This window comes from Microbacterium paraoxydans, from assembly GCF_019056515.1.
In the GTDB taxonomy this organism is placed as follows: domain Bacteria; phylum Actinomycetota; class Actinomycetes; order Actinomycetales; family Microbacteriaceae; genus Microbacterium.
The window spans coordinates 591,765-609,610 of sequence record NZ_CP064873.1 but is presented as its reverse complement, the minus strand read 5'-3'; the positions used below and the strand labels follow the sequence as shown (position 1 = coordinate 609,610).

The following is a 17,846-nucleotide window of genomic DNA, read 5'->3' as shown; positions in this document are numbered from 1 at the left end:
GAATCGCATGACCCGCGTCGCCTTCCAGCTCCAGGTGAAGCCCGAGCTGCTGCCCGAGTACCTCGCCCGTCACACGCCGGTGCGCCCGGAGATGCTCCGCGCGATCGCGGCCGCCGGACGGCGCGACTACAGCCTCTTCCTCGGAAGCGGCGGCGTGCTCTTCGGTTACTACGAGACCGATGACGACGCGGCCGCGCAGGCGTACCTCGCCGCCTCCCCCGTCGCCGCACGCTGGGAGGCCGAGATGGCCCCCTTCTTCCTCGACCTCGACGGCCGTCCCGATCAGGCCGCCACCCCTCTCACCGAGGTGTTCCACCTCGAAGACCAGCTCGCCGCCGCCGGCGAGAGCGCCACACCCGCCACCGACAACGAAGGCCGTGCATCGTGAGCATCCTCACCCCCGACATCCTCGCCGCGCTCGAGAAGCAGAGCATCGAGCTGCCCAGCTGGGCGTTCGGCAACTCCGGGACCCGGTTCAAGGTGTTCAGCACTCCCGGCACGCCCCGCGACCCGTACGAGAAGATCGCGGACGCCGCACAGGTCCACGCCCACACGGGGCTCGCCCCGACCGTGGCGCTGCACATCCCGTGGGATCTGGTCGACTCCTTCGACGACCTGCGCCGTCACGCCGAGGACCACGGCGTCGCCCTCGGCACCGTGAACTCCAACACCTTCCAGGACGACGACTACAAGTTCGGCGCCCTCACCCACGAGGATGCGGCCGTGCGCCGCAAGGCCATCGACCACCACCTGGCCTGCATCGACGTCATGGACGCCACCGGCAGCCGCGACCTGAAGATCTGGCTGGCGGAGGGGTCGAACTACCCCGGTCAGGCCGACCTGCGCGGACGGCAGGATCGCCTGCACGACTCGTTGCAGCAGATCTACGCGCGCCTCGGCGACCACCAGCGCCTCGTGCTCGAGTACAAGTTCTTCGAGCCGGCGTTCTACCACACCGACGTCCCGGACTGGGGGACGTCCTACGTGCAGGTGACCGCCCTCGGGGACAAGGCGATGGTCTGCCTCGACACCGGTCACCACGCGCCGGGCACCAACATCGAGTTCATCGTGATGCAGCTGCTGCGCCTCGGCAAGCTCGGCTCGTTCGACTTCAACTCCCGCTTCTATGCGGACGACGACCTCATCGTGGGTGCCGCCGACCCGTTCCAGCTGTTCCGGATCCTGTTCGAGGTGATCCGGGGCGGCGGGCTGAACAACCCCGACGTGGCCTTCATGCTGGACCAGTGCCACAACATCGAGGACAAGATCCCCGGACAGATCCGCTCCGTCCTGAACGTGCAGGAGATGACCGCGCGGGCGCTGCTCGTCGACCGGGAGGCCCTGACGACCGCCCAGCGAAGCGGCGACGTGCTGACGGCGAACGCCGTCTTCATGGACGCCTTCTCCACCGACGTCCGCCCGGCCCTGGCCGCGTGGCGAGAGGAGCGCGGGCTGCCCGCCGACCCGATGGCGGCGTACGCGGCCTCCGGGTACGGGCAGCGGATCGCGGAGGAGCGCGTGGGCGGCGTGCAGGCGGGCTGGGGAGCCTGAGCGTATGAGCGCGCGCGACATCCACGATCACGTCTTGGACGGGCCGCACGGGCCGCTGCGTGTGCGCGTCTACTCCCCGAAGTCGCCGAGCGGCCACGGCTTGGTGTGGGCGCACGGCGGCGGATTCGCGGGCGGGGACATCGACATGCCGGAGGCCGACGCCGTCGCACGGGCGTTCGCAGATCGCGGGATCGCGGTCATGAGCGTGGACTACGCCCTCGCCCCGATGACAGCCGAGTGGAGCGCACGCCTCGGCGCGGAGGAGCGCGGCGGTGTGCACTACCCCGTCCCGCACGACGAGATGGTCTCCGCGTTCCGCTGGGCCGCCATGTCGGACGTCGCTTCGCGAGGTTGGGCGATCGGCGGAGCCAGCGCAGGCGGCAACCTCGCCACCGGCGCGGCGCTCCGCCTCGCGCACGAGGGCGGCGTGGTGCCCGCACTCGCGGTCCTCGCCTACCCGACCCTGCAGGCGGTGCAGGCCGCTCCCGACCCGGAGCTGCGTGCCCTGCTCGACGGAGATCCCTCCGCTGACGTGTTCAGCCCGGACTTCGTGCGGGGCATGTACGAGAACTATCTCGGGAGCGACCCCGACACGGCGGACGTCTATGCCGTCCCCGGCACCGCAGAGCCGACGGCGCTCGCCTCTTTCCCGCCCACCATCATGGTCAACGACGAGACCGACGAACTCCGTGTGTCCGGCGAGGCGTTCGCCCGCTCCCTCGCCGCCGCCGGCGTCAAGGTCGACGTCGTCGTCGAGCCGGGCACCACCCACGGGCACCTCAACCGCCCCGAGGAATCCGCCTTCGCCGCGACGATCGATCGGTTCGCGACTCGGATCCTGCGACTCCCCTGACTCTCCGGCGTCGACCGGCATCTTCACTCACGAACCGAGGACTCACATGACGAACCCCACCGCCGCCGAACTGATCGCGCGGAGCAACCGCCTGGGCGCCGACCCGAAGAACACGAACTACGCGGGCGGCAACACCTCCGCCAAGGGCACCGAGATCGACCCGGTGACGGGGCAGCCGGTCGAGCTCCTCTGGGTGAAGGGCTCCGGCGGTGACCTCGGCACCCTGACCGAGGCCGGCCTCGCGGTCCTCCGCCTCGACCGCGTGCGCGCGCTCGTCGATGTCTATCCCGGGGTCGAGCGGGAGGACGAGATGGTCGCCGCGTTCGACTACTGCCTGCACGGCAAGGGCGGCGCCGCCCCCTCGATCGACACCGCGATGCACGGCCTGGTCGACGCCCCGCACGTGGATCACCTCCACCCCGACTCGGGCATCGCGATCGCCACCGCGGCCGATGGCGAGGAACTCACGACGACCATCTTCGGCGACCGCGTGGTCTGGGTGCCGTGGCGCCGCCCCGGCTTCCAGCTCGGACTGGACATCGCGCAGATCAAGGCGGAGAACCCGCAGGCCATCGGCACGATCCTCGGCGGCCACGGCATCACCGCGTGGGGAGACACCTCGGAGGAGGCGGAAACGAACTCCCTGTGGATGATCGACACCGCCGCCGCCTACATCGCGGAGCACGGCTCCCCCGCGCCGTTCGGCGGCACGCGATCGGGCTTCGAGGCCCTGCCGGAGCCGGAGCGCCGCGCACGGGCGGCCGCCCTCGCCGGCACCATCCGCGGTCTCGCGTCGACGGACAAGCCGATGGTCGGCCACTTCACCGACAGCGCCGTGGTCCTCGACTTCCTGGCCTCCGAGAAGGCTCCGGCCCTCGCCGCCCTCGGCACGAGCTGCCCCGACCACTTCCTGCGCACCAAGGTCAAGCCGCTCCTCCTCGACCTGCCCGCGACGGCGACCGTGGAGGAGCAGACGGAACGCCTGCGGGAGCTCCACGCCGCCTACCGCGCCGACTACCAGGCCTACTACGACGCGCACGCGACCGCCGAATCGCCCGCGATCCGAGGGGCGGATCCGCTCATCGTCCTCGTGCCCGGCGTCGGGATGTTCTCGTACGGGGCGAACACGCAGACCGCGCGGGTCGCCGGCGAGTTCTACGTGAACGCGATCAACGTGATGCGCGGCGCCGAGGCGCTGTCGAGCTACTCCCCCATCTCCGACGCCGAGAAGTTCCGCATCGAGTACTGGGCGCTGGAGGAGGCGAAGCTGCAGCGGATGCCGAAGCCGAAGTCCCACCAGGGCCGCATCGCGCTCGTCACCGGCGCCGCGAGCGGCATCGGCAAGGCGATCGCCACCCGCCTGGCCGCGGAGGGCGCCTGCGTCGTCGTCGCCGACCTCGACCTGGACAAGGCCAGGGCCGCGGCCGCCGAGCTCGGGAACGAGGACGTCGCGATCGGCGTGGCCGCCGATGTCGCCGACGCCGATGCGGTGCAGGCCGCGATCGACGAGGCGGTGCTCGCGTTCGGCGGCCTCGACCTCGTCGTGAACAACGCCGGCCTCTCGCTGTCGAAGCCGCTGCTGGAGACGACCGAGAAGGACTGGGATCTCCAGCACGACGTGATGGCGAAGGGCTCGTTCCTCGTCTCGAAGGCGGCAGCCCGGGTGCTCATCGATCAGGGGCTCGGCGGCGACATCGTCTACATCTCCTCCAAGAACTCCGTCTTCGCGGGCCCGAACAACATCGCGTACTCGGCGACGAAGGCCGACCAGGCGCACCAGGTGCGGCTGCTCGCGGTGGAACTCGGCGAGCACGGCATCCGGGTCAACGGCATCAACCCCGACGGTGTGGTCCGCGGTTCCGGCATCTTCGCCTCCGGGTGGGGAGCGAACCGGGCGGCCACGTACGGCGTCAAGGAAGAAGACCTCGGCCAGTTCTACGCCAACCGCACCATCCTCAAGCGCGAGGTCGTGCCGGAGAACGTCGCGGACGCCGTCTTCGTGCTGACCGGTCCGGAGCTGAGCCGGACCACCGGGCTGCACATCCCCGTCGATTCCGGCGTCGCCGCGGCGTTCCTGCGATGACCGACGACCGCTCGCCCGCGACCGCACGGCACGTCCGTGCGGTCGCGGCGGTGGATCTCGGCGCCACGAGCGGTCGTGTGATGATCGGCCGCGTGGGGCCGGACGTCCTGGAGCTCGAGCCCGTCTCCCGCTTCCCGAACGGCCCGGTCGCCCGCGCCGACGGTCTGCACTGGGACTTCGACGCGCTCGTCGACCATGTCCTCGACGGCCTGGCCGAAGCGGTCCGCCGGGAACCGGGCATCGAGTCGATCGGGATCGACTCGTGGGCGGTCGACTACGGCCTCCTCCGCGCCGGCGAGCTGCTCGCGGAGCCGTTCCACTACCGCGACGACCGCACCGCCCGCGGGGTGGACGAGGTGCACTCCCTCGTCCCGTTCGACGACCTCCACGCACGCAACGGCCTGCAGTTCCTCCCGTTCAACACGCTCTACCAGCTCCGGGCGGACGAGCTCCGGCACGACGCCGATACCGCGCTCCTCATCCCGGACCTCCTCGCCTTCCTCCTCACCGGCGCCCGCGTCGCCGAACGGACCAACGCCTCGACGACGGGGCTGCTGGATGTGAGGGCCGGCACCTGGGATCAGGCGCTCGCGACCCGCCTCGGCATCGATGCCTCTCTCCTGCCGGACCTCGTCGATCCCGGCACGGTCATCGGTCGGCTGCGCCCCGAGGTCGCGGAGCGCATCGGCGCGGATCTGCCGGTGATCGCCGTGGGCTCGCACGACACCGCCTCGGCGGTGGTCGCCGTCCCGATGACGTCGCCCCGTGCCGCGTACATCTCCTGCGGCACCTGGGGACTGGTCGGGGTCGAGCGGGTCGAGCCGATCCTCACGGCGGCGGCGCGGGACGCCAACTTCACCAACGAACGCGGCGTGGACGACCGCTTCCGCGTCCTCCACAACGTGACCGGACTGTGGCTCCTCAGCGAGACCGTGCGGGCCTGGGAGGCCGAAGACGGAGAACCCATCGATCTGTCGGGACTGCTCGCCGAGGCCGCCGCCGCGGAGCCGCCGTCGGCGGTGTTCGATGCGAACGACCCCGCGCTCTCGGCCCCCGGCGACATGCCGGCGCGTATCGCCGATCGCCTGCGGGCGAGCGGCGTCGCCGCCCCCACCTCGCGCCCGGCCTTCGTCCGGCTCGTCGTGGAGAGCATCGCGGCCGCGTTCGCCGACGCCGTCGGGACGGCGGGCCGGCTCTCCGGGCAGCCCCTCGACGTCGTCCACCTCGTCGGCGGCGGGTCTCTCAACCGGCTGCTGTGTCAGGCGACCGCGGACCGCACCGGGCTTCCCGTCCTCGCCGGTCCTGTCGAGGCGACCGCTCTCGGCAACGTCCTCGTCCAGGCGCGGGCCCGGGGAGCGGCGCCGGCCGCGCTCTCGGAGCTCCGCGCTCTCGTGGCGACGACGCACCCGCCGACGGTCTACCGCCCGCGGGGCGCCTGAGGGCCGATCAGCGCACGTTGCCGTTCGAGCAGGTCTGCTGGGCGGCGGAGTTGCCCTTGATCGAATCCGGCAGCGCCACGACGTCCGGAGCGGTCGTCGGGGTCGGCGTCGCCTCCTGCGTCGGTTCGACGGGCTCGGTCGGCTCGGTCGGAGTCGTCGGGTCCTGCACGACGACGCCGTCGTTGCTGGTGTTCTCGTGGGTGATCTGTAGCTGGGCGTTGGCCTCGATCGCGTCCCAGAGCGCGACGGCGGCCTCCTCGTTCGGCACGACCTTGTTCGGGTCGTTCCAGTCGGTCAGCGTCGGGTACTGCACGAACACGATGTCCTCGAACGGCACCGACTTCACGGCGAGCGCTATCTGCACGATCATCATGGGATCGGCGAGCGACGTGCTCGTCTCCAGGTTCTGGATGCCGGTGTTGGCGAGCTTCAGCATGACCGGCACGTTGCCCAGCACCTCACCGCTGATGAGCTTGCGCGCGAGGCTGGACATGTACTGCTGCTGGTTGCCGATGCGGCCGAGGTCGCTGCCGTCGCCGACACCGTGCCGGGTGCGGAGGAACTGCAGGGCTTCGAGGCCCTGGACGGTGTGGGTGCCGGCGGCCATGTCGAGACCGGTGTAGCGGTCGCGGATCGGGTTGGCGAGGCAGACGTCGACGCCGCCGATCGCGTTGGTGATCTCGATGACGCCGCCGAACGTCACGGAGGCGGCGAACTGCACCTCCTGGTCCGTGAGGGCGGAGATCGTGCGGACGACGCAGTTCAGCCCGCCGTCGGTGTACGCGACGTTCAGGGGCTGCTTGCTCATCGCGGCGGTGGCGTTGCCGTCCTCGTCCTCACAGGACGGGATCGGGATCATCAGGTCGCGCGGGAAGCTGACGACCGTGATCCGCCGCGGCTCCTCCGAGACGTGCACGAGCAGGTTCACGTCGTTGAGGGTGCCCTCGGCGTCGCCGCCCGTGCACCGGTCGCCGAAGTACTGCTTGTAGTCGTCCTCGCACGTGTCGACGCCGGTGAGGACGAGGTTGAACCCGCCCTTGTACGCGCTGATGTCCGGCGGGAGGTCTTCCTGGCCGTCGAGGTCGACGGCGTTCGCCGAGACCGTGCTCGAGAAGTCGAACCAGATGTAGGCCGCGACCCCGATGCCGCTGACGAGCACCACCGCCATGCTGATCGCGAGGAGCTTGAGCAGCTGACTGGCGGCGCCGGGCGAGCGCAGCTGACCATGTCGCGCGACGGTGCGGCGGCGGCGGGTGTTCTCGCTCACTCGGGCCCTTTCGAATTCAGCGACGGCGGGGGTACCGCGCTCAGGAAGCGGAGGGTGTGGGATTCGAACCCACGAGACATCTCTGCCCACTGGTTTTCAAGACCAGCTCCATCGGCCGCTCGGACAACCCTCCCGACAGAAACATCTGCCGACCAGGCGCGAGTCTAGCCGAGTTCTATTCTCCTGCGTCGACCTGGGCGGGTGCTGGAAGCGTGTTCAGCGCCGCCGCAAGCCCTCCCTGCTCGACGTCGGCGGTCACCTCACCCGCGGCGTCCTTCACCTCGGCGGGCGCCTGTCCCATGGCCACGGCGCGGCCGCCGCCGGTGCGCGCCCAGCCGAACATGCCGATGTCGTTGCGTCCGTCCCCGGCGACGAGGACCCGGGCCGCGTCGAGGCCGAGCTCGTCGCGCACGCGCTCCAGCGCCGTCCCCTTGTCGACGCCCTGGGGGGCGATGTCCAGCCACGCCGTCCAGCCGATCGCATACGAGACCTCGTTGAGTCCGGCGTCGGCGACGAGTCGGTGGAAGTCGTCCTCATCGTGTCCGGGCGAGACGACGACGATGCGGGAGACGGGGAGGGCCCCGAGCTCCTCGAAGTCGACCTGGCGGCCGCCGTCGAGCGTCCAGTCGTCGAGCTGCTCCGTGAACAGCCGCTGCCCCGACCCGAGCTCGACCATGTAGCGCGCGTCCGGAAGGCGCTCCTGGAGCAGGGCGAGCACCGGCGTCGGGTCGAAGGTCTCGACGTGCCAGCGCTCCCACTCGTCGCCGTCACGGCGCATGGTCACCGCACCGTTGGAGCACACCACGTAGTCCGCGGTCAGCCCGAGCTCCTCCACGTAGCGGCGGGTCGCCATCCAGCTTCGTCCCGTCGCGATGGTCACCACATGACCCGCGTCCCGCACCCGGGCGACGGCCTCGGGCACGCCGGGGCTCATCGTCTCGTCCTGCAGGAGGATGGTCCCGTCGACGTCGAGGCCGACCAGCCAGGGCGCTGTCATCGGGCGGCCTGCTCGTCGGCGAGCGGGCGGATCACCTCGAGTCCGCCGAGGTAGGGGCGCAGGACCTCGGGGACCCGCACCGAGCCGTCCGCCTGCTGGTGCGTCTCGAGCAGGGCGACGATCCAGCGCGTGGTCGCAAGCGTGCCGTTGAGCGTCGCGACGTGCTGGGTCTTCGGCGCCGTCCCGCCGTCCTCCGCGGCCGGGCGGTACCGGACGTCGAGACGCCGCGCCTGGAAGGTCGTGCAGTTCGACGTGGAGGTCAGCTCGCGGAAGGCGCCCTGAGTGGGCACCCAGGCCTCGATGTCGTACTTCCGCGCCGCGCTCGACCCGAGGTCTCCTGCGGCGACGTCGATCACCCGGTAGGCGAGGCCGAGCGAGGTCAGCATCTCCTCCTGCAGCGCGACGAGCCGCAGGTGCTCCGCCTCGGCGTCCTCGGCGGTCGTGTAGACGAACATCTCCAGCTTGTTGAACTGGTGCACGCGGATGATTCCGCGGGTGTCCTTGCCGTGCGAGCCGGCCTCCCGGCGGTAGCAGGTCGACCATCCGGCGTACCGGAGGGCCCCGCGCGCGAGGTCGACGATCTCGTCCTTGTGGTACCCGGCGAGCGCGACCTCGCTGGTGCCGACGAGGTAGAGGTCGTCGTCCTTGTCGAGGTGGTAGACCTCATCGGCGTGCTCGCCGAGGAAGCCGGTGCCCTGCATGATCTCCGGACGCACGAGCGTGGGCGTGATCAGCGGGACGAAGCCGTTCTGCAGCGCCTTGTCGAGGGCGAGGTTCATGAGTGCGATCTCGAGGCGGGCGCCGATTCCGCGGAGGAAGTAGAACCGCGCGCCGGAGACCTTGGCACCGCGCTCCATGTCGATCGCGCCGAGCATCTCCCCGAGCTCGAGGTGATCCCGCGGCTCGAAGTCGAACGCCGGCACCTCCCCGACGCGCCGCAGCTCGACGAAGTCCTCCTCACCGCCGGCGGGAACACCGTCGATGACGACGTTCTCGATCCGGGCGAGGGCTGCAGCCGCGGCGTCGGCGGCCTCGTTGGCCGCGTGCTGGGCCTGCTTGACCCGGTCGGCGAGGTCCTTCGCCTGCGCGACCAGGGCGGCCTTCTCCTCCTTGGGCGCCTTCGCGACCTGCTTGCCGAAGGCGTTCTGCTCCGCGCGGAGCTCCTCGAACGCGGCCAGTGCCGCGCGGCGCGATCGGTCGGCCTCGAGTGCGACGTCGACGGTGCTCTGGTCGTTGCCACGGGCAGCCTGCGAACGGCGGACGATCTCCGGATTTTCGCGGAGGAGTGCGAGGTCGATCATTCCGCAAGTCTACGAGGTGCGCGGCGCGGGACCGGGCGTCCTGGTTTTCCCTCCACCGGCGTCCCGCCCCTCGGCGGATGCCGGTCTAGAGTAGCGCCATGACCACGAGTCCCCGCGTTCTGAAGCAGGCGGCGCTCGTGTACAACCCCGTGAAGGTCGACGGGAAGCGCCTGCGCGCGCAGGTCCGCGATCTGTCCCGAGAGGCGGGATGGGATCACCCCGCCTTCTATCCGACGACCGTGGAGGATGCGGGCCAGGGGGCGACGGCCGAGGCACTGGCGCGCGGCGTGGATGTGGTGCTCGTGGCCGGCGGAGACGGGACGGTGCGCGCCGTCGCGGAGGCCATCGCCGGCACGGGGGTCCCCCTCGCCATCCTGCCGAGCGGCACCGGGAACCTCCTCGCCCGGAATCTCGGGCTGCCGCTGGCCGACCCGGCGGAGATGATCCGCGCCGCCCTCGGCGACTTCCGTCATCCGATCGACATCGGCTGGGCGCGGATGACCAGGGAGGACGGCTCCGAGGAGGAGCACGCCTTCGTCGTGCTCGCCGGCATCGGCCTCGACGCCGACATGATCGCGAACACCCGTGCCGACCTGAAGAAGTCCGTCGGCTGGATCGCCTACGTCGACGGCGCCGCCCGATCCCTCCCCCGCGCCAAGCCCTTCCGGGCGGTGTACCAGATCGGCACGGGGCGCCTGCATTCCACCAAGGTGCACAGCATCCTGTTCGCGAACTGCGGCACGCTTCCGGCCGGCATCTCCCTCATCCCGGACGCCTCCATCACCGATGCGACCCTCGACGTGGCGGTCATCCAGCCGACCGGCGTGCTCGGCTGGCTCGGGGTCTGGCGCAAGATCTGGTGGGACAACTCCGTGCTGCGCCGCTCACGTGCCGGTCGGTTCGTGCTCGAGCGCCGCGGCACGGATGCCTCGGTGCACTACTTCCGCGGTGCCCGCGCCGAGGCCGCCGCCTCCGCCCCCACACCCGTCGAGCTCGACGGCGACGAGTTCGGCGAGGCCGTGCACCTCACGTGTCGAGCCGACCCCGGCGCGCTTCTGCTCGCGCTGCCCACCGGTCACCCGGTGCACATCCTCTGACGAGGGCGTCCGACTCAGCGGACCTCGACCGTGCCGTCGAGACCGCCGCCGACGAGCGTCAGTTTAAACGGGGCGTCGTCGTCGACCTCGTCCTCGGCGAACTCGACCACCGTGGCCCGCGGCGCCATGTCCATGGTGCACACCTGATCCTCGTCCGTGACGAAGGTCACGGTTCCCGTCGAGCCGTCCGCTTCGACGGAGTCGACGACCGGAGCACAGCTGGAGGAGCCCCAGGTCAGCAGCACCAGACCGCCGTCGTCGAACCAGGCCGCGGACGGCTGGTACTCGGTCGACGAACCGGGAGTGGCCGTGGCGGCGGGGTCGCCGTCGACGTCGATCTCGTCGATCAGGTCGCCGTACGTCACCACCAGCGTCACGTCCTTGGTCGGGTCGACGCCGTCCGGCAGCGCTCCGAGGCTGGCCCGGGGCGCGAGGTCCGCCGTGCAGGCCTGCTCCGTGGCGCCGTCACCTTCCGGCTCGACGAGCGTGACGGAGACCCGCTGCCCCTCGGCAGAGACCTCGTCCACCTGGGGGAGGCAGGTCGACGACCCCCAGCTGACGACAGCGAACATCCGCCCGTCGTCGAGGAGCGCTCCGTCCATGTCGTCCTGGTCGTCCGCGCTCCCGGCGCTTCCCGGGCCGCTGGAGGGGTCGGACGTCGAATGCGGTGCGGCTCCGCCGGGACCGACCGTGCAGCCGGCGAGGACGAGGGCCGCGGCGAGCGCGGAGGACACGGCGAGCACGAGCCTGCGGGGAGTCATGCCCTCAGGGTAGCGGCGGGTTCCGCTCCTCGAAACCGGGGTTGACGGATCGCGCGATCACTGCAGAGCGGAGGTGAGCCGCGCGAGATTGTCGAGCACGGTGGAGCGCAGCGGCTGCTGCAGCCACTCCTCGAGCGTCAGCTCCCGGCTCAGCGACCGGTACTTGTCCTCGACCTCGCGCATCTCGGCGACGAACTCCTCGCCGCGCACGAGCATCGAGACCTCGAGGTTCAGACCGAAGGAGCGCATGTCCATGTTGCTGGAGCCGATGACGGCCACCTCGTCGTCGATCGTCAGGCTCTTGGTGTGGAGGATGTAGGGCTTCCGGTACATCCAGATCCGCACGCCCGCCCGGAGCAGCGCCTCGTAGTAGCTGCGCTGGGCGTGGTAGACCATCGCCTGGTCGCCCTCCTCCGAGACGAACAGCTGCACCTCGACACCGCGGTCGACGGCCGCGGTGACCGCGAGCAGCAGGGCCTCGTCCGGGACGAAGTAGGGACTGACGATCATGATCTGCTTCTTCGCCGCGTACAGGAGGGCGAGGAAGAGCCGCAGGTTGTTCTCCACCTCGAAGCCCGGGCCGGACGGCACCACCTGACAGTCCAGGTCGCCGGAGCCGATGTTGGCGTGCGAGATGTCGATCTCCTCGAGCACGACGTCCGTCTCGCTGTACCAGTCGCTGAGGAAGATCGCGTTGACGCTCAGCACCACCGGCCCATCCAGGCGGACCATCAGGTCGACCCAGTGCAGGCCCCGCCGGATGTTCTTCGGCAGGTTGTAGGTGGAGTCCGTGATGTTCTGCGACCCCAGGAAGGCGATGTTGCCGTCCACGACGAGGAGCTTGCGGTGATTGCGAAGATCCGGGCGCTGCATCTTGCCCTTGAGCGGCTGCACGGGAAGCATCAGGTGCCACTCCGCACCCATGTCGTTCAGGCGGGCGATGGTCTGGCGGTAGCGCGGCTTGCCCCGGTTCGCCCAGTGGTCGAGGAGCACGCGCACGGCCACACCCCGCGCAGCCACCTCTTCGAGGGCGCGGAAGAAGTTGTCCGTCGAGTCGTCGGACTGCAGGATGTAGAACTCGACGTGCACGTACTCCTGCGCCGTGCGGATGGCCTCCGCCATCTCGTCGAGCGACTCCTGGTAGTCGGAGATGAGGTGGGCGCCGTTGTCGCCGGAGAGCGGCAGGGCGCCGAGACGCTGGTTCATCTGCACGATCGGCCCGAACCAGGCGGGGGCGTTCGGCCGGAGCGTCCCGAAGTGGAGGTGCTCGCTGGTCTCCGCGATGTACTGGTTGATCTGCTCCTGCTTGCGCCGGCGTGCGCGCGGCAGGCGGGGGTTCCCGATCAGCAGGAACAGGAAGACGCCGACCACCGGGATGAAGAACACGGCGAGGAGCCAGGCCATCGCCGCGGTGGGACGGCGGTTGCGCGGGATGACGATGATCGCGGTGACGCGGATGATGATGTCGAGCACCAGGACGAAGGCGGCGACCCACCATCCCCAGGACTCCGCGGTCATCTCGCCCCCTCACCCACACCGAGGATGGTCACCCCGGGGCGCGCCGGACCGGGCGCGCTCGCTTCACAGTAGCGGATGGGTCGGACTCAGGGGCGCGGCGGCAGCCCGCGCGCGGCGCGTTCCTCGGCCTCGATCTGCGCGTGCACCTTGCGCTCCGTGCGATCGAACCGGAGGATGCCGCGAAGCACGACGAAGAAGACGATGCTGACGCCGACCGTCGGCAGGAGCGACCATGCCGCGGCGAGCCAGAAGTTGTCCATGCGTCCATCGTACGCGAGCGACTACTCGTGCACAGGTGGCGCTTCCCAGGATTCTCATCCACAGCGCCCCTCCGGTGCCCCGTCACGTGCGCAGAAACGTCACCCTCTCCTCATGACAACCGTGCTCCGCGCCTCCGACTCCGCCCAGTTCCTGGCCATCGTGCCCGCCCTCGCCGGCTTCACGCCACGCGAGAGCATCGTCCTCCTCCCGTTCCGGGGCTCCCGCAGCGACGGGGCGATGCGCCTCGACCTCCCCGATCACGTCATCCCCGTCCTCCACTACGCCACGGCGGCGGTCGACCTGGTCGTCCGGGTGCCGGGGACCGACGCCCTGGCCGTCGTCGTCTACACCGACACCCCGGCGGAGCAGACGCCGGACGGCCTCGTGCTTCCGCACGCGGTGGCGGTCGACACGCTTCTGGGTTGCGCCGAGGGCGCGGGGCTCCGAGTGGTCGAGGCCCTGTGCGTGACGCCGGAGGGCTGGAGCCGGTACGAGGACACCGATCCGGTGCTGCATCCGCTGACCGACATCGTTCCGCCGCCCGGGGCCGCCGCGCTCGGCGATGTCTCGGGAGACCAGTTCTCCGGAGCGGCGTTGCCATCCGCCCCTGCGGCGGAGGCCCGCCAGGTCGCCCGCATCCTGCACGGCCTCGACCGTGCGCTCGGTCCGGAGCGCACGACGCGCGCCGGCGAGCCGCAGGTGATCGCCGCCGCCGCTCTGCTCGACGACATCCCCGCGTTCCTCGAATCGGTTCTCGAGGCCTCGGATCCGCTCCCGCCCCTCACCGCCGCCGCGCTCGTGTGGTGCCTGGGGCGACCACCGATCCGCGACACGGCGATCGCGCAGTGGGCGACCGATCACCGTCAGGGCATCCGCACCATGGAGGCGCAGCTCGCCTTCACCGCCGCCGGGGCACCCGTGCCCGACGACATCGGGCGTGTGTTCCTCGGCCGCGGCACGGCGCCGGACGGCGAGCGACTCCGCACCGCGCTTCGTGCCGTACGCGAGGCCACGGCACGAGCCCCGCGGGAGGCACGCCCCGGCCCGCTCACCGTCGCGGCCTGGTTGTCCTGGGCGCTCGGACGCGCCACGCACGCGGGCCGCTACCTCGAGATGGCGCGGGAGATCGACCCGACGTACAGTCTCGCGCTACTGCTCGACGCCATGATCGGCGGTGCGGTCCTGCCGGAGTGGGCCTTCCGTGGGCGGCGAGGAGAATGAGCGCCCCGCTGCTACTTGACGAGCGGGAAGAGGATGGTCTCGCGGATCCCCAGGCCGGTGATCGCCATCAGGAGACGGTCGATGCCCATGCCCATCCCTCCGGACGGCGGCATGCCGTGCTCCAGAGCCCGGAGGAACTCCTGGTCGATCGGCATGGCCTCGACGTCGCCGCGGGCGGCGAGCTTCGCCTGCTCCTCGAACCGCTCACGCTGGATGACCGGGTCCACGAGCTCGGAGTACCCGGTCGCCAGCTCGAATCCACGGATGTAGAGGTCCCACTTCTCCACGACGCCCTCGACGGAGCGGTGCTCCCGCACGAGCGGGGAGGTGTCGACGGGGAAGTCCATGACGAACGTCGGCCGGACGAGGTCGCCCTTCACGAAGTGCTCCCAGAGCTCCTCGACGAGCTTGCCGTGCGTGGCCTGAGGCGGCACGTCGACGCCGTTCGCCTCGGCGAAGGCGATCAGGTCCGCGACGGCGTCCGTCGGCGTGACGGTCCGCCCGGACGCGGCCGACAGCGACTCGTACATCGAGATGCGGTCCCACTCGCCACCCAGGTCGTATTCGGTGCCGTCCGCCCACGTCACCGTGGTCGACCCGGCCACCGCGATCGCCGCCTGCTGCACGAGTTCCTGCGTCAGTGCCGCCATCTGGTTGTAGTCGCCGTAGGCCTGGTAGGCCTCGAGCATCGCGAACTCCGGGCTGTGCGTGGAGTCGGCGCCCTCGTTGCGGAAGTTCCGGTTGATCTCGAAGACCCGCTCGATGCCGCCGACGACCGCGCGCTTGAGGTACAGCTCCGGGGCGATGCGGAGGTAGAGCTCCGTGTCGAACGCATTGGAGTGGGTGACGAACGGGCGAGCGGACGCGCCGCCGTGCTGCACCTGCAGCATGGGCGTCTCCACCTCGAGGTAGTCGTGGGAGGCGAACGTCGCCCGCAGGCTCGCGTTCACCGCCGCACGCGCACGCACGGTCGTCCGCGCCTGCTCCCGGACGATGAGGTCGAGGTAGCGACTGCGGACGCGTCCTTCTTCGCTCAGCTCGGCGTAGGCGTTGGGCAGCGGGAGGATCGCCTTCGACGCGATGGCCCAGTCGTCCGCCATGATCGACAGCTCGCCTCGACGGCTGGAGATGACCTCACCGTGCACGAAGACATGGTCGCCGAGGTCGACGTACTCCTTCCAGTCCGCGAGCGACTCCTCGCCGACGTTGGCGAGGGAGACCATCGCCTGGATCCGGGAGCCGTCGCCGGCCTGGAGCGTCGCGAAGCAGAGCTTGCCGGTGTTGCGGCTGAACACCACGCGGCCGGCGACACCGACGACGACGCCGGTCTCGGCGCCGGGCTCGAGGCCTCCGTACTCCGCGCGCAGCGCGGGAATGCTGTGCGTCACGGGCACCGCGACCGGGAACGCACCGCCGCCGGCGTCCGTGCGCTTCTCGATCAGACGCTCGCGCTTGGCGAGGCGGACGGCCTTCTGCTCGTGGATGTCCTCTTCGGCGGAAGGGGCGGCCGAGGCCGTTTCGGGCGCGGCGGGCGCGTCAGTCATGTGCGGGGCTCCTTGAAAGTCCTCCCCAGTTTACCGAGATGGCGCGGGACGTCCTCGCCGCGCGGCGTGCTGGGTAGCCTCGAGGCATGGCCCCCACTCGGATCCTCCGCGCGAGCGCCGTCGTCGCTCTCGCCACCGTCCCCCTCCTCGCGCCGGAGATCGCCGTCGCGGCGGCCCCGGCGACCGCCACCACCGTCGTCTCCGCCGCCGACGTGGACGACTTCTCCTACGCCTCCTGGGACGCGGTGTACGACGTCGGGCTCGACGAGGACGGGCGGGCGCGCATGCAGGTGACGGAGACCGTCGTCGCGCGATTCCCCGACGCCGACCAGAACCGCGGCATCGTGCGGGGGCTGGCGACGACGTACAAGGACGCCGCCCTCGACACCCGGGTGCTCGCGGTCACCGACGAGGACGGAGCCGCGGTCCCGTACGAGACCGACGAGGACGACGGGACGCTCTTCGTCCTCACCGGCGACGACGACTTCGTCCACGGCCTGACCACCTATGTCATCGAATACGAGATGCGCGACATCATCGTCGGCAGCGCTCCGGACGCGTCGGGTTCCCGCACCGCGGACGAGTTCTACTGGGATCTCCTCCCCCTCGACAGCACGCAGCCGATCGAGGCGTTCCGGGCCGACATCCGCTTCGACGCGGCACTGGCCACCCACCTCACCGGCGCGACGAGATGCTACATCGGCCCTGCCGGATCCACGGCTCCCTGCGAGCTCGCGGGGCCGATCGCGGGCGGGGAGGGCGCGACGTTCCATGTCGAGACCCGGTCGCTTCCCGCCGGGGACGGGGTGACGGTGGCCGTCGGCTTCGCACCGGGGACCGTGACCCAGCCGGCCGCCCGCCAGCCCGATCCCGTCGCCGACCTCGGGCCCGTGCTCGCTGCGGTCGGCGCCGTCGGCCTGTCCGCGGCCGGGTGGGCGGCCACGGTGGGCTCGGGACGACGTCGGCGCCGCGCCAGCGGGATCATCGTGGCGCAGTACGAGGTCCCCGACGACCAGCCTCCCCTCCTCGCGGCCGCGCTCCTCCCTGGTGCCGAGAACGTGGTGCCCGTCGAGATCGTGCACCTCGCCGTCCGCGGCGCCCTGCGCATCGAGGAAGGCACGTCAGCCGAAGCGCCCCGGCTGCGACGACAGCCCCACGGCAGGGCGCCGAGCCCCCTCGATCAGGCTGCGCTCGACGCGCTCTTCCTCCACGCGGATGCGGACGGCGTCGTGGACCTGCCGACCGAGAGCGAGGCCTTCGCGACGCGGATGACCGCGCTGACGACGAAGGGCCAGGAGGAGGCCTCCCGCCGCGGTCTGACGACCACGGCGCGCAGCCGCGCTGCCGTCATCCTGCAGTCCGTGGCCATCGCCCTCGCCGTGGCCGGTCTCGTCGTCGCCATCGTGGCCGTGGCATCCGGACGCCTGTCCGCCGGCCCCGCGCTTCTCGCCATCTCCGTCGGGACGCTGCTCGTCGCGGCCTCGAGTTTCTTCACCTTCTCGCGGCACACGGTGCTGACGCCGGAAGGTGCGCAGGCGTACGAGCATCTGCAGGGGGTGCGCGAGTTCATCCGGGTCGCGGAGGAGGATCGGTTGCGGATGCTGCAGTCCTACACCGGCGCGGAACGGCGCACCGAGGAGGGGGCGGACGTCATCCATGTCTACGAGCGCCTCCTCCCCTACGCGATGCTGTTCGGCATGGAGGACGAGTGGGGCCGGGTGCTGGAGAGTGCGTACAGCCGGGAGGCGCACGGCCCGACCTGGATCGGCGACCCCACGTCCTTCGCTCTCCGCACGTCGCTCGTGGCGTTCATGAGCTCCTCGACCGCGGCCGCGACCTACTCGGCCCCGTCCACCGGCACCTCGTCCGCTACCGGCGGCTCGTTCGGCGGCGGGTTCTCCGGGGGCGGAGGCGGAGGCGGCTTCTCCGGCGGACGCTGAGCCCGAGACGCCG

15 protein-coding genes and 1 tRNA gene are annotated in these 17,846 nt (G+C 70.9%); 8 read left to right on the top strand and 8 right to left on the bottom strand.

Annotated features, from left to right (window positions below; genetic code table 11):
• Nucleotides 1-7: 7 nt before the first annotated feature.
• From IZR02_RS02830 to IZR02_RS02810, 5 genes are read left to right on the top strand one after another with little or no spacing between them, the layout of a single operon-like run.
• Nucleotides 8-388: an L-rhamnose mutarotase gene (locus tag IZR02_RS02830; protein WP_025104567.1), complete on the top strand. Its 381-nt coding sequence runs from the start codon at nt 8-10 to the stop codon at nt 386-388.
• Nucleotides 385-1,551, top strand: a complete 1,167-nt coding sequence (rhaI, locus tag IZR02_RS02825; RefSeq protein WP_025104568.1) for an L-rhamnose isomerase — start codon at nt 385-387, stop codon at nt 1,549-1,551. The genes IZR02_RS02830 and rhaI overlap by 4 nt, the downstream gene beginning before the upstream one ends.
• Nucleotides 1,552-1,555: 4 nt before the next feature.
• On the top strand, nt 1,556-2,404 hold the full coding sequence (locus tag IZR02_RS02820; protein WP_025104569.1) for an alpha/beta hydrolase fold domain-containing protein: 849 nt from the start codon (nt 1,556-1,558) through the stop codon (nt 2,402-2,404).
• Between the two features lie 46 nt (nt 2,405-2,450).
• Nucleotides 2,451-4,487 (top strand): bifunctional rhamnulose-1-phosphate aldolase/short-chain dehydrogenase, encoded by a 2,037-nt coding sequence (locus IZR02_RS02815; RefSeq protein ID WP_025104570.1) that lies wholly within the window; start codon nt 2,451-2,453, stop codon nt 4,485-4,487.
• A complete protein-coding gene (locus IZR02_RS02810) occupies nt 4,484-5,926 on the top strand; it encodes a rhamnulokinase (protein ID WP_025104571.1) in 1,443 nt (480 codons plus the stop codon). The genes IZR02_RS02815 and IZR02_RS02810 overlap by 4 nt, the downstream gene beginning before the upstream one ends.
• Nucleotides 5,927-5,933: 7 nt before the next feature.
• On the opposite strand, the gene IZR02_RS02805 is transcribed toward IZR02_RS02810, so the two are convergent.
• The 4 genes from IZR02_RS02805 to serS form a co-directional block, all read right to left on the bottom strand.
• Nucleotides 5,934-7,193: an LCP family protein gene (locus IZR02_RS02805; protein ID WP_025104572.1), complete on the bottom strand. Its 1,260-nt coding sequence runs from the start codon at nt 7,191-7,193 to the stop codon at nt 5,934-5,936.
• 48 nt (nt 7,194-7,241) lie between these two features.
• Nucleotides 7,242-7,326, bottom strand: a tRNA-Ser gene (locus IZR02_RS02800).
• Between the two features lie 42 nt (nt 7,327-7,368).
• On the bottom strand, nt 7,369-8,190 hold the full coding sequence (locus IZR02_RS02795; protein ID WP_025104573.1) for an HAD family hydrolase: 822 nt from the start codon (nt 8,188-8,190) through the stop codon (nt 7,369-7,371).
• A complete protein-coding gene (gene serS, locus IZR02_RS02790) occupies nt 8,187-9,491 on the bottom strand; it encodes a serine--tRNA ligase (RefSeq protein WP_025104574.1) in 1,305 nt (434 codons plus the stop codon). The genes IZR02_RS02795 and serS overlap by 4 nt, the downstream gene beginning before the upstream one ends.
• A gap of 98 nt (nt 9,492-9,589) precedes the next feature.
• Here serS and IZR02_RS02785 point away from each other — a divergent pair, with 98 nt between their 5' ends.
• Nucleotides 9,590-10,588: a diacylglycerol/lipid kinase family protein gene (locus tag IZR02_RS02785; RefSeq protein ID WP_025104575.1), complete on the top strand. Its 999-nt coding sequence runs from the start codon at nt 9,590-9,592 to the stop codon at nt 10,586-10,588.
• A 14-nt stretch (nt 10,589-10,602) separates the two neighbouring features.
• Here IZR02_RS02785 and IZR02_RS02780 read toward each other — a convergent pair whose 3' ends face one another.
• The 3 genes from IZR02_RS02780 to IZR02_RS02770 form a co-directional block, all read right to left on the bottom strand.
• Nucleotides 10,603-11,349, bottom strand: a complete 747-nt coding sequence (locus tag IZR02_RS02780; RefSeq protein ID WP_025104576.1) for a hypothetical protein — start codon at nt 11,347-11,349, stop codon at nt 10,603-10,605.
• Between the two features lie 57 nt (nt 11,350-11,406).
• The gene (gene cls, locus IZR02_RS02775; RefSeq protein WP_025104577.1) at nt 11,407-12,867 is read right to left on the bottom strand and encodes a cardiolipin synthase; all 1,461 of its coding nucleotides are present in this window, start codon (nt 12,865-12,867) and stop codon (nt 11,407-11,409) included.
• An 86-nt stretch (nt 12,868-12,953) separates the two neighbouring features.
• Nucleotides 12,954-13,127, bottom strand: a complete 174-nt coding sequence (locus IZR02_RS02770; RefSeq protein WP_164498164.1) for a hypothetical protein — start codon at nt 13,125-13,127, stop codon at nt 12,954-12,956.
• 112 nt (nt 13,128-13,239) lie between these two features.
• On the opposite strand from IZR02_RS02770, the gene IZR02_RS02765 reads away from it, so the two are divergent.
• Entirely contained in the window at nt 13,240-14,349 is a 1,110-nt protein-coding gene (locus tag IZR02_RS02765) for a DUF4192 domain-containing protein (RefSeq protein ID WP_025104578.1), read from the top strand.
• Between the two features lie 11 nt (nt 14,350-14,360).
• On the opposite strand, the gene lysS is transcribed toward IZR02_RS02765, so the two are convergent.
• Nucleotides 14,361-15,893: a lysine--tRNA ligase gene (lysS, locus tag IZR02_RS02760; protein WP_025104579.1), complete on the bottom strand. Its 1,533-nt coding sequence runs from the start codon at nt 15,891-15,893 to the stop codon at nt 14,361-14,363.
• 86 nt (nt 15,894-15,979) lie between these two features.
• Between lysS and IZR02_RS02755 the strand changes: the two genes are divergently transcribed.
• A complete protein-coding gene (locus IZR02_RS02755) occupies nt 15,980-17,833 on the top strand; it encodes a DUF2207 domain-containing protein (RefSeq protein WP_025104580.1) in 1,854 nt (617 codons plus the stop codon).
• Nucleotides 17,834-17,846 lie beyond the last annotated feature (13 nt).

Coding starts and splice junctions, on each gene's coding strand:
- IZR02_RS02830 (WP_025104567.1), top strand. CDS start 8: ATGACCCGCGTCGCCTTCCAGCTCCAGGTGAAGCCCGAGCTGCTGCCC.
- IZR02_RS02765 (WP_025104578.1), top strand. CDS start 13,240: ATGACAACCGTGCTCCGCGCCTCCGACTCCGCCCAGTTCCTGGCCATC.
- IZR02_RS02780 (WP_025104576.1), bottom strand. CDS start 11,349: ATGACTCCCCGCAGGCTCGTGCTCGCCGTGTCCTCCGCGCTCGCCGCG.
- IZR02_RS02820 (WP_025104569.1), top strand. CDS start 1,556: ATGAGCGCGCGCGACATCCACGATCACGTCTTGGACGGGCCGCACGGG.
- IZR02_RS02755 (WP_025104580.1), top strand. CDS start 15,980: ATGGCCCCCACTCGGATCCTCCGCGCGAGCGCCGTCGTCGCTCTCGCC.
- cls (WP_025104577.1), bottom strand. CDS start 12,867: ATGACCGCGGAGTCCTGGGGATGGTGGGTCGCCGCCTTCGTCCTGGTG.
- IZR02_RS02785 (WP_025104575.1), top strand. CDS start 9,590: ATGACCACGAGTCCCCGCGTTCTGAAGCAGGCGGCGCTCGTGTACAAC.
- lysS (WP_025104579.1), bottom strand. CDS start 15,893: ATGACTGACGCGCCCGCCGCGCCCGAAACGGCCTCGGCCGCCCCTTCC.
- serS (WP_025104574.1), bottom strand. CDS start 9,491: ATGATCGACCTCGCACTCCTCCGCGAAAATCCGGAGATCGTCCGCCGT.
- IZR02_RS02815 (WP_025104570.1), top strand. CDS start 2,451: ATGACGAACCCCACCGCCGCCGAACTGATCGCGCGGAGCAACCGCCTG.
- IZR02_RS02770 (WP_164498164.1), bottom strand. CDS start 13,127: ATGGACAACTTCTGGCTCGCCGCGGCATGGTCGCTCCTGCCGACGGTC.
- IZR02_RS02810 (WP_025104571.1), top strand. CDS start 4,484: ATGACCGACGACCGCTCGCCCGCGACCGCACGGCACGTCCGTGCGGTC.
- IZR02_RS02795 (WP_025104573.1), bottom strand. CDS start 8,190: ATGACAGCGCCCTGGCTGGTCGGCCTCGACGTCGACGGGACCATCCTC.